4 protein-coding genes are annotated in these 3756 nt (G+C 73.0%); 2 read left to right on the plus strand and 2 right to left on the minus strand.

The genetic code is table 11. The features are described 5' to 3' along the window. Nucleotides 1-503 (plus strand): peptidyl-tRNA hydrolase (locus RH94_RS29590; protein WP_234426129.1); only part of this gene is annotated, 503 nt, incomplete at its 5' end. Here RH94_RS29590 and RH94_RS29595 read toward each other — a convergent pair. Beyond that, nucleotides 500-877 (minus strand): nuclear transport factor 2 family protein, encoded by a 378-nt coding sequence (locus RH94_RS29595; RefSeq protein WP_073951405.1) that lies wholly within the window; start codon nt 875-877, stop codon nt 500-502. The genes RH94_RS29590 and RH94_RS29595 overlap by 4 nt on opposite strands. A gap of 164 nt (nt 878-1041) precedes the next feature. On the opposite strand from RH94_RS29595, the gene RH94_RS29600 reads away from it, so the two are divergent. Next, entirely contained in the window at nt 1042-2355 is a 1314-nt protein-coding gene (locus RH94_RS29600) for a DUF692 domain-containing protein (protein WP_073951406.1), read from the plus strand. A 480-nt stretch (nt 2356-2835) separates the two neighbouring features. Here RH94_RS29600 and RH94_RS29610 read toward each other — a convergent pair. Further along, nucleotides 2836-3756: RNA-guided endonuclease InsQ/TnpB family protein (locus RH94_RS29610; protein WP_073951407.1), on the minus strand; the 921-nt coding region annotated here is incomplete at its 5' end.

The raw sequence follows: 3756 nt of genomic DNA on the forward strand, positions 1-3756 counted from the left end.
AGGACGCCCGGATCCGCAAGGTGGTCCGGCGGGCACGCGGCGCCGAGTGGCGGCGTGCGGAGGCCCTGCCCGGCATCACGGTCACCGGAGAGACGGCGGAGGTACGGGTCTTCCCGCCCGTCCCCCTCGACGGCTGGCCCAGGGACCTGGCCAGGCTCCAGGTCTCCGGCACCGACCTGGACGACCCGGAACCCCCCGTCGAGCCGGACCCGGACCTGCCCGTCCTGTGGTTCAACCCCGGCCTGGACATGTCCGCGGGCAAGGCGATGGCACAGGCGGGCCACGGCGCCCAACTGGCCTGGTGGGAACTGCCGGACGAACACCGCACCGCCTGGCGCGACGCCGGCTTCCCGCTCGCCGTCCGCACCGCCGACCCCGCCCACTGGCACGAACTGACGTCCGCGGGACTGCCGTTGGTGCGCGACGCGGGATTCACGGAGATCGCCCCGGGCTCCTGCACGGTGGTCGCCGACCACCCGGCACTGCGCCGGGGCCGGTCCTAGGGCCTGTCGTCAGCCGCCGGCGTCCCCTGGTGGAAGTACATGCGCCAGCCCGTCTCCGTCAGCCTCCACAGGGAGCTCCGCCAGGCCCGGTACCCCTGGTGGACGGTGAAGTACGTCAGGTGAACGATGCCCGGTGCGAGGACCTCCCCCGACATCCTGCTGGCCTCGATCGGGGCTTCCGGTGACACCGTCCCGGCACTCGTCACCGTGAGGATCGACTCCGCGTCCCACCTGCGGCCCGACGCTCCGATCTCGGTGAACTCCGGGTCCAGCAGCTCCGAGACCAAGGCCGTCGAAGCGCGCACCCCGGGATCGAGCAGTCGCAGTTCGCCGTCGATGGCCGCCTGCACGGCCCGGTCGTTCTCGTCCGTCATACGCGGACCCTATGAACGCCCCTCGGCCCGTGTAAAGCAAATACTTCCGGGCCGTCCTACCTCAAATGTTCCTCTGGACGTGCGGAGTCCGGGATTCGCGGCCGGGCGCCGGGGCCATACACCCTTCACACACCGGATGCGGGGGCAGGAAGGGCCAGGGGATCATGGAGCGGCTCGGGGTGGGGATCGGGTGGCGGCCGGAGATCGCGGAGGCCGTGGAGGGCATGCCGGGGGTCGACTGGGTCGAGATCGTGTCCGAGAACGTGTGCCCCGGTCATCCGCCCGAGTCGCTGCTGCGCCTGCGGGAGCGCGGGGTGACCGTCGTGCCGCACGGTGTCTCGCTCGGCCTCGGTGGGGCCGAGCGGCCCGACGAGCGTCGGCTGAGGGCGCTCGCCGAGCGGGTGGAAGCGCTCGGCTCGCCGCTGGTGAGCGAGCACATCGCGTTCGTGCGGGCGGGCGGCGCGCCGACCGCGTCGCCGCGGCTGGAGGCGGGGCATCTGCTGCCCGTGCCCCGCACGCGTGACGCCCTCGACGTGCTGTGCGAGAACGTGCGCATCGCGCAGGACGCGCTGCCCGTGCCGCTCGCCGTCGAGAACATCGCCGCGCTGCTGGCTTGGCCCGACGAGGAGTTGACGGAGGGGCAGTTCCTGTACGAGCTGGCCGACCGCACGGGGGTGCGGCTGCTGATCGACGTGGCCAATCTGCACACCAACCACGTCAACCGGGGCGAGGACCCGGCCAGGGCGCTGGCCGAACTCCCCCTGGAGGCCATCGCGTACGTCCACGTGGCGGGCGGCTTCGAACGGGACGGCGTCTGGCACGACAGCCACGCCCATCCGGTTCCGCGGCCGGTCCTCGACGTCCTGGCCGACCTCGCCTCCCGCCTGTCCCCGCCGGGGGTGCTGCTGGAGCGCGACGAGAACTTCCCCGAGCCCGCGGAGCTGGAGCGGGAGCTGGGCGTGATCCGGGAGGCGGTGGAACCGGGGCGTACGTCCGCCGTGCGACGGCCGCACGAGACCGTCCGCGCGCCGGGGCGGGCCGAAGGCACCACCGAGCCCGCCCGGCAGCGTCTCGCCCTCGCGCAGACCGCGCTCCTGTCGGCGCTCGTCGCCGGGACACCCGTGCCGGAGGGGTTCGACCGGGTGCGGATGGGCGTGCAGGCGCGGGCGCTGGCGGCCAAGCGGGCGGATGTCGTGGCCAAGGTGGCGCCGGAGCTGCCGGTGCTGCTCGGGGAGGGCTACCGGGCCGCGTTCCTCGCGTATGCGCAGGGGCACCCGATGAGCGGGGGGTACCGGCAGGACGCCATGGACTTCGCGGCGTCCCTGCTGCTCGCCGGGCGGCCGGACGACCCGGCGGGTCGGCGGGCGCTGCGGGAGTGGTGGCTCGAGCGGTCGGGGCCGGCCCCGCGGTCCCGCGGGCCCGCGGTACGGGCGGCCCGGGCTGCCCGGGCGGCCCGGAAGGTGCTGCTGCGGCGCTGAGATGCGGTACGTGTCCGCGCCGGCGTCACCTCCCGGCTCGGCGCCCGGCTCGGTGGCCGCCCCGGTCGCCCCAGTAGTACTCCAAGCCGTTCGTCCCCAAACGCACTGATGTGCGGTGCCGCGAAAGGAGGCATCCCGTGCGACCGCCGTACCCCCCCCGGTCAAGGGCCGGGGCGTCTTCAGCGGCACCGGGATCATCGTCTCGGGTCTGGCCGCCACCGTCGTGGCCCTGCTCGTTCCGCTGTGGTCCTACGAACACCGGCCCGAGCAGGCCGCCGGTCCGCTGAGCAGCCGGACCGTGGCGACGCGGTACGGACCGCCGCCCTCGCCCACCACAACGTGCCCTTCCGCGACCGGGACTGACGGGCGTCCGGGCGCCGACACCCGCGCGGGGGTGCTTGCCTTCCCGCCGCGGTGACCGAACCATCCCTTGTATCGCTGCCGTGCGCCGAAGGGATACGTGTTGACTTCCTCCTCCGCCTAAAGGCGAGGGATTCCAGCGGTCGCCCGCTGGGTTTCCTGCTTCGCCGACGACCGCCCCGTCCGGGAGGACTCCCGTTGAGGTCTTACACCGTCTCCACAGGCAGACGCCGCCAGCCCGGCGGCCAGGATGTTGCGTGCCGCGTTCACGTCGCGGTCATGGGTGGCGCCGCACGCGCACGTCCACTCGCGGACGTTCAGCGGCAGCGTCTCACGAACCGCGCCGCAGGCCCCGCACAGCTTGCTGCTGGGGAACCAGCGGTCGATCACGACGAGTTCGCGCCCGTACCAGGCGCACTTGTACTCCAGCATGGAGCGCAGTTCCGCCCACGACGCGTCGGAGATGGCGCGCGCGAGCCTGCCGTTCCTCAGCAGGTTGCGGACGGTGAGGTCCTCGATCACGACCGTTTGGTTCTCACGGACGAGCCGAGTGGTGAGCTTGTGGAGGAAGTCCCGCCGCCGGTCGGCGATCCGCGCGTGGACGCGGGCCACGCGGCGGCGGGCCTTGGCCCGGTTGTTCGAGCCCTTGGCCTTGCGGGACAGTTCCCGCTGAGCCTTGGCCAGCCGGGCGCGGTCGCGGCGCTCGTACTTCGGGTTGGCGACCTTCTCCCCGGTCGACAGGGTCACCAGGGACGTGATGCCCGCGTCGATGCCGACCGCCGCATCCGGGGCGGGGGCCGACGCGATGGTGTCCTCGCACAGCAGGGACACGAACCAGCGGCCCGCAGCATCGCGGGACACCGTCACCGTCGTGGGCTCCACACCCTCCGGCAGAGGACGGGACCAGCGGATGTCCAGCGGCTCGGCCATCTTCGCCAGTGTCAGCCGTCCGTCGCGCCAATTGAAGGCGGAGCGGGTGTACTCGGCCGACTGCCGGGACTTCTTCCGGCTCTTGAAACGCGGATACTCGGCGCGCTTGGC

It is taken from the genome of Streptomyces kebangsaanensis (assembly GCF_001906585.1).
GTDB lineage: Bacteria > Actinomycetota > Actinomycetes > Streptomycetales > Streptomycetaceae > Streptomyces > Streptomyces kebangsaanensis.